Annotated in this window: 5 protein-coding genes and 1 tRNA gene; 1 reads left to right on the plus strand and 5 read right to left on the minus strand. The window is 55.7% G+C overall.

Annotated elements, in window-relative coordinates:
- Positions 1–10: 10 nt before the first annotated feature.
- The 5 genes from SPI05_RS01295 to SPI05_RS01315 all read right to left on the minus strand — a co-directional run bounded on the left by SPI05_RS01295 (position 11) and on the right by SPI05_RS01315 (position 6,276).
- Positions 11–1,852, minus strand: a complete 1,842-nt coding sequence (locus SPI05_RS01295; RefSeq protein ID WP_321075425.1) for an ABC transporter ATP-binding protein — start codon at positions 1,850–1,852, stop codon at positions 11–13.
- A 2-nt stretch (positions 1,853–1,854) separates the two neighbouring features.
- Entirely contained in the window at positions 1,855–2,823 is a 969-nt protein-coding gene (locus SPI05_RS01300) for an ABC transporter permease (protein ID WP_321075427.1), read from the minus strand.
- A 10-nt stretch (positions 2,824–2,833) separates the two neighbouring features.
- The gene (locus SPI05_RS01305; protein ID WP_321075429.1) at positions 2,834–3,760 is read right to left on the minus strand and encodes an ABC transporter permease; all 927 of its coding nucleotides are present in this window, start codon (positions 3,758–3,760) and stop codon (positions 2,834–2,836) included.
- 170 nt (positions 3,761–3,930) lie between these two features.
- Positions 3,931–5,532 carry an ABC transporter substrate-binding protein gene (locus SPI05_RS01310; protein ID WP_321075435.1) on the minus strand — a complete coding sequence of 534 codons (1,602 nt, stop codon included), beginning with the start codon at positions 5,530–5,532 and terminating at the stop codon, positions 3,931–3,933.
- Positions 5,533–6,191: 659 nt separating this feature from the next.
- Positions 6,192–6,276 (minus strand) — tRNA-Ser (locus SPI05_RS01315).
- Between the two features lie 180 nt (positions 6,277–6,456).
- Between SPI05_RS01315 and SPI05_RS01320 the strand changes: the two genes are divergently transcribed.
- Positions 6,457–6,999, plus strand: a 543-nt coding sequence (locus SPI05_RS01320; RefSeq protein ID WP_321075431.1) for a superoxide dismutase, incomplete at its 3' end; no start/stop codon positions are given.

Below are 6,999 nucleotides of genomic sequence, written 5' to 3' on the forward strand. Positions count from 1 at the left end.
GTAACGCCGCTTACTCGCCGGTGAACAACGGAATCTTGGCGCCGGGAATCGCGTCAATCAAATCTCTGGTGTAAGCCTGGGCCGGATGGTCAAAGATTTCGTCAGTCAAACCGGTTTCCATGACCCGGCCCTCCTGCATCACCACCACGTCATCAGCCATCTGACGCACCACTGCTAAGTCGTGGGTGATGAACAGGTAACTGATGTGTTCCCGGTGCTGAATCTCAGCCAACAGCTGCAAGATCTGTTCCTGCACCAACACGTCCAGGGCGGAAACGGCCTCGTCCAAAACGATAATCTCGGGACGCAACGCCAACGCTCGGGCAATCGCGACACGCTGACGCTGACCGCCGGACAGCTCCCCGGGGTAGCGGCGCATCGCCGAACGCGGCAGGGCTACCGCATCCAACAGCTGAGCCACACGCTCCTCACGAGCCTTCCGGTCGCCCTTGCGATGTACCAGCAGCGGTTCCTCGATACAGCGGTAAACGCTGAACATGGGATCGAGCGAGCCGTAGGGGTTCTGGAACACTACCTGCATTTTCGCCCGCATATCGAACAATTCGCGTTTGTTCAGGGTAGACAGGTCGGTGCCTTCGTAATAAACCTTGCCCGAAGTGGGGTCCAGCAGGTTTAAGATGATGTTCGCCACCGTGGATTTCCCGGAACCGGATTCGCCCACCAGCGCCAAGGTCGTGCCTTTGCGCAGACCAAAAGACACATCATCGACTGCCTTGAGCTTTTTAGCCGTGCCCTTTGCCCCGCGCACGTCAAAAATCTTGGTCAAGTTTTCGACGCGGATGATTTCTTCGGTATATTCCTCGCGGCTGGCTCCGAAAGTCAGCAGCTCGTCAGAGACTTCTCCGCGTTGCTTGGCTGCTTGGATACGGTGTGAAGCCAAGGACGGTGCAGCGCTGACCAGGCGCTTCGTGTAAGGGTGTTGGGGTTGTTTCAAAATGTCCAGAGCCGGACCGGATTCCACCACACGCCCCCGGTGCATGACGACCAGGTGCGAGGCGCGTTCCGCCGCCAGACCCAAGTCGTGAGTGATAAACAGCACGGAGGTACCGCGCTCCTGCGTCTGGTTCTGCAGGTGATCGAGGATACGCCGCTGCACCGTAACGTCCAGGGCGGAAGTCGGTTCGTCGGCAATCAACAGCCGCGGATCAGCAGCCAAGCCAATCGCGATGAGGGCGCGTTGGCGCATCCCGCCGGAAAACTCGTGCGGATATTGCTTCGCGCGCCGTTTCGCGTCCGGAAGTCCCGCTTCCTCCAGCAGTTCCACCACCCGGTCATTCTCTTGACCTTTAGCTTTACCGTTAGCCCGGAGGGCTTCGCGCACCTGGAAACCGATTTTCCACACCGGGTTCAGGTTTGACATGGGGTCTTGGGGCACCATGCCGATATGCGAACCGCGCAGGTCAACGTATTGGCGCCGCCCCAACTTGGTGATGTCGTGACCTTGGAACAAGATTTTGCCGCCCACGACTTTGCCTGTACCGGGAAGCAACCCGATAATGGCAGACGCCGCCGTAGACTTACCGGAACCGGACTCGCCCACAATAGCGATGGTCTGACCGGGATAGACACAGAAGTTTGCCTTGCGCACGGCGGGAACCATGCCGGTGGAGGATCGGAAAGCAACCTCCAAATCGATGACTTCCAGCAAGGGTACAGTCAGCCCGGCTTTCACTGCCGCGTAGGATTGCGAGCCCAGAATCAGTTCGTCTTGGGTCGCTTCCATCTCCGCGGCAGTAGCCGCTTTATCGATACCTTCCAGTTCCTGAGTTACCACCGGCATTCCAGAAGCTTCTGCAGCTGCCTCGCTGAGGTTATTTGTAGTGTCGCTCAACGTTACTTCCTCGCTTTCGGATCGAGGGCATCGCGAACCACGTCACCCATCATGATGAAGCTCAAAACGGTCATGGCCAGGGCGCCAGCCGGATAGAACAGGACGGAGGGATTTTGACGCAGCGCTGATTGAGCACGCGAAATATCCCCACCCCAGCTGACCACATCGGAAGGCAAGCCCACCCCCAGGAAGGACAGGGTCGCTTCTGAAACGATGAACGTCCCCAGAGCCACGGTCGCGTAAACAATCATCGGAGCGGTCGCGTTGGGAACAATGTGGCGCAGGATGATACGAATCTTGCTCTCGCCCAGGGCCTTGGCGGCGTTGACGAATTCTTCAGTCTTGGTTTGCATCACGGCACCGCGGGTAATTCGCGCGATTTGCGGCCAGCCGAACACCGCCAACACTAATACCACGGTAAAGATGGTGCGGTTTTCGCGGAACATCTGCATCACGACGATACCCGCCAGCAAGAACGGCACCGCGAAAATAATGTCTGTAATACGCGACAAAATCGAGTCGAGCCAGCCTCCAAAGTAACCAGCCAGTGTCCCGAATGTGCCACCAATCAGCACCACCACCACGGTGGTGAGGATTCCCACAATCACAGAGGCGCGTGCCCCGTAAACGGTCCGCGCCATAATGTCGCAGCCCTGACGGTCGAATCCGAACGGGTGTCCGGCACTGGGCTGACCGTAAGAGTTCTTTAACTCGCAAAACTTCGGATCCACGCTGGTGAACAGGCTGGGAAAAGCCGCCAGCATGATAGCGAACAAAATAATGGCAGCCGCCACCCAGAACAGGGGACGTTTGCGCAGGTACTTCCATGCCTCTGCCCAAATGGAGGACGGAGCGCGGTCGTCAGCTACGGCGTCTACCGCCCCCAGACCGGTTTCGTCGATTTCTGAAACGTAGTGGGACTGTCCGGGCAAAGTTTTCGTTTCCACAGTGCTCTCGTTTTCGTTTGCCATTTCCCCCTCCTTACTCATAGCGAATCCGCGGATCCAGAAGGGCGTACATCAGGTCAACGATTAAGTTCGCCAAAATGTAGACCATCACCAGCACGGTGGTAAAGGATACGACTGTGGCAGGTTCACCTTTGATGATGGCCTGGTAGATGTTGCCACCAACACCGTTGATAGCAAAAATACCTTCGGTCACGATGGCACCGCCCATCAATGCCCCCAGGTCAGCCCCCAGGAATGTCGCGACCGGAATCAGCGAGTTACGCAGGATATGCACCCGAATGACTCGTCCGGGGCGCAACCCCTTGGCATAGGCAGTCCGCACATGATCGGCTGACACGGTCTCGGAAACGGACTGGCGGGTCAAACGCAGCACATAGGCAAAGGACACCGCTCCCAACACGATGGCAGGCATCAGCAACCTTTGGAAAGATGTGTCCCCGCCCACAGTAGTCGGCAGCCACCCGAGCTTTACCCCGATGAGGAACTGCATCACGAAACCAATGACAAAGGTCGGCACGGCAATCACAAACAGCGAAACCACCAAAACCGTGGCATCAAAAATGCCCCCGCGCTTCAGACCCGCAATCGTCCCGAAGGCAATCCCAAAAATCGCCTCGAACGCCAGAGCCATCAACGCCAACTTGATGGTCACGGGAAATGCTGAAGCCATGACCTCGGTGACTTCGCGCCCTGAGAACGTCAGCCCAAAGTCCAGGGTAAAGATACCTTTGAGATAGAGCAGATATTGGATAATGAATGGCTGATCCAAGTGATAACGTTTGCGCATGGCGGAAGCGGCGGCTTCACTTAAACCACGATCACCGCCCAGGGCTTGGATTGGATCACCAGGCATCAAGAACACCAGCGCATAGATGAGCAGAGTAGCCCCCAACATCACCGGAATAATCTGCAGGAGCCTACGACCGAGATATCTGCCCACGGCGCCTCCTTGTCAATAATCGAAATAACGTAATGATTCTACCCCGATTAGGTAGTGAAAACGTAACTGCGGCCTGGGAGTGATATTTCCCACCCAGGCCGCAGTCGTTCAATTATCAGGCTTAATTGGCGGTCTTTAGACGCATCCAGTCAAGTCTCAATATCGCCAAATTACTTGGTGATGTCGAAGTACAACGGCTTGGAGTGCCAGTCGAACTGGACGCCCTGGACGCCTTCTGCCCAACCGCCGTTAACGTTGGAGTACCACAGCGGAATCGTCGGCAGTTCCTTCAACAGGATTTCCTGAGCCTGATCGTAAATCTTAAAGGCTTCCTTTTGATCAGAGGTGTTCAGAGCCTGCTTCAACAGATTGTCGAAATCCGGGTTGGAGTAATCGCCGTCATTGGAAGAACCGCCGGTGCCATAGAGCGGGCCGAGGAAGTTGTAAGGCGAGGGGTAGTCCGCCTGCCAACCGGTACGGAACGCCGTCTTAATGGTGCGGTTGGTGACTTCGTCACGGATGGACTTAAAGTCGGGGTAAGGCGCACCCTTGGCTTCAATATCCAAAGTGTTCTTAATGGAGTTCATGACTGCGTCAACCCAGGCCTGGTGTCCACCATCGGAGTTGTATGCCAGTTGCAAATCGCCAGTCCACGGTTCAATCGCGTCAGCCTGCTTCCACAGTTCCTTGGCCTTTTCGGGGTTGTACTTCAGTACCTCGTTGCCGGCCAGCGAGTCGTTGTGACCGGGGATAACCGGGGCGACGAAGTCAGTTGCCGGGGTACGCGTACCCTGGAAGATAGTGTCGCAGACCTCTTCACGGTTGATAGCCATGGAGATAGCTTGCAAGCGCAGTGCTCCAGCTTCACCCTGCAAACGAGTGTCAGACTTCGGGAAAGTGAAGGACTGGAAGATAGCGGAAGGCTCGTTAACCGAGCGGTCGCCCAATTCGTCCTGGTAGGTTCCGAATGCAGAGTCCGGAATAGCATCCAATACGTCCAATGCGCCCGACTGCAAATCGTTGTAAGCCGCGTCCTGGGTGGAATAGAACTTGAGAGTCACCCCGCCGTTCTTCGGCATACGGTCACCCTTGTAGTCCGGGTTCGGAATCAGTTCAATTTGTTCGTTGTGCTTCCAAGAATCCTTCTTTACCACGTAGGGACCGTTGGTGATGGGGTTTTCACCGTAAGCCTTAACTTTGGCAGGATCGCCAATACCGGCTTCCGGTAGCGGATAGAACGCCGAGTAGCCTAAACGCAGCGGGAAGTCAGATTCTGGCTGTTCCAAAGCGATGGTAAAGGTGGTGTCATCCACCACATTCAAACCGGTCATATCCACGTCGCCGGTGCCATTCGGATCCGCCTCAGTAGCGGCTTCTGCAGCCGCCAGCGCTTCGTCGTAGCCCTGGATAGATTCAAAGAAGTAGGCGTTGAGCATGTTATGCTTCACAGCTTGATTCCAGGCATCGACAAAGGACTTGGAAGTGACCGCTGTGCCGTCCGAGAACTTGGTATCGCCCTTAATTTTCACAGTCCAGTTCTGGTTATCGTCAGATGTAATCGATTCGGCGACTTCCATCTGGGGGTTGCCTTTGGCATCGTAGTATTCCAGACCAGCGAAAATGTGATCCAGAATCAAGCCGCCACCGGTTTCGTTAGTGTTGGCTGGAATCAGCGGGTTCTGGGGTTCGGAATCATTACCCACAATTACCGCATTGGCACCAGTTTTGCCTTCAGCATCCCCGCCATTTGAGCCGGATGCGCAAGCAGTCATCGTCAGCGCCAAAGCCGCTGCGGCAGCAATGGCAGTTAGTTGTTTCTTCACGAGGTTAGCCTCCAAAGATATCCTCAGCTTGGCGCCATCAGCGCCTTCGCTGAACTTTCGGGTAATACCACTTTTGTGGCACGAGGCTAGTTTACAGGCAAAACCTAAATATAACTAAAAACATACCCATCTTTTACCTTTGATGCGGCTTTGGTGCGGCTTTGATTCAGCTCTGATCCGGCTCTGGTTCGCGCTGATAGTGCGTTAAATCTATTTAAATGGGTCGGTGTGCCATATATGGCATACCGGAACGTTTAAATAGGTTTTATTTGGGATTTTTTTGGAAATTGGGCTTTCGGAGCCGGGCCCCCGGGGAGTTGGTCGGCGGTTTGTTGGTGGGTTGCGGAGTGCACGTGGTTTATAGGGGGAGAATAGCCGGGTAGCTGCCATTATTGGCAGCTACCCGGCTATTCTCCCCTTTTAGGCACAATCGAGCGGGTATCCCCTGATTTTCGTCGGCGTTTGCGCGGTGCTGTTCTGCTGATTACGTGCGGCGAGATGCGCAGGGAGGCAACAGGTTCGCCACGAAAACCGCTGGCCGTCGCGGGGCTCTACCGACCTTGTGCAAATGAAAATGATGCCCGGCACAGGCCGGACATCACCACCAGCGGAGGATGGGGGATTCGAACCCCCGAGGGCTTGCACCCAACACGCTTTCCAAGCGTGCGCCATAGGCCACTAGGCGAATCCTCCAGGTATTTGGTTAATCTGCAAAAAGCAGCGCCTACTATTCTACATATTTACCGGCCGGGCGAGAAATTTAGCGGCCGGGATTTTGCTATAGGCGATACTCCGCAGACAGCCCGCGTATGCTCGGATAGAATCGAGCCGTCGGGTCAATCCGGATCTGACTGAAACAGTTAGGAACAAAACATGGCGGTTTACACCCTCCCCGAACTCCCCTACGATTACGCTGCTCTGGAGCCGCACATCTCCGGCAAAATCATGGAGCTGCACCACGACAAGCACCATGCCAACTATGTGAACGGCGCGAACACAGCTTTGGAAAAGCTCGAAGAAGCCCGCGCGACCGGCAACTTTGCCACGATTAACCAGCTCGAAAAGGATCTCGCTTTCAACCTGGGCGGACACGCTAACCACTCCGCTTTTTGGAAGATGATGGGTCCGGCTAACGCCACCCCCGACCGTCCCAGCGGCGAACTGGCGGCGGCGATTGATGAATACTTCGGTTCTTTTGAAGCCTTCCAAAAGCACTTCACCGCAGCTGCGACCGGACTGCAAGGCTCCGGCTGGGCGGTGCTGGCTTGGGACAGTGTGGCGGGTCGCCCGGTCATCTTCCAGCTGTTCGACCAGCAGTCGAACATTCCGATTGCCCAGATTCCGCTGCTCATGCTGGATATGTGGGAGCACGCGTTCTATTTGGACTACTTGAACGTCAAGGCTGACTACGTCAAG

Source organism: Mobiluncus sp. (assembly GCF_034180645.1).
Taxonomy (GTDB): domain Bacteria; phylum Actinomycetota; class Actinomycetes; order Actinomycetales; family Actinomycetaceae; genus Mobiluncus.

Bases quoted from the DNA above. Each gene is read 5' to 3' on its own strand.
- SPI05_RS01300 (WP_321075427.1), bottom strand. From the start codon at position 2,823: ATGGCAAACGAAAACGAGAGCACTGTGGAAACGAAAACTTTGCCCGGA.
- SPI05_RS01310 (WP_321075435.1), bottom strand. From the start codon at position 5,532: ATGACTGCTTGCGCATCCGGCTCAAATGGCGGGGATGCTGAAGGCAAA.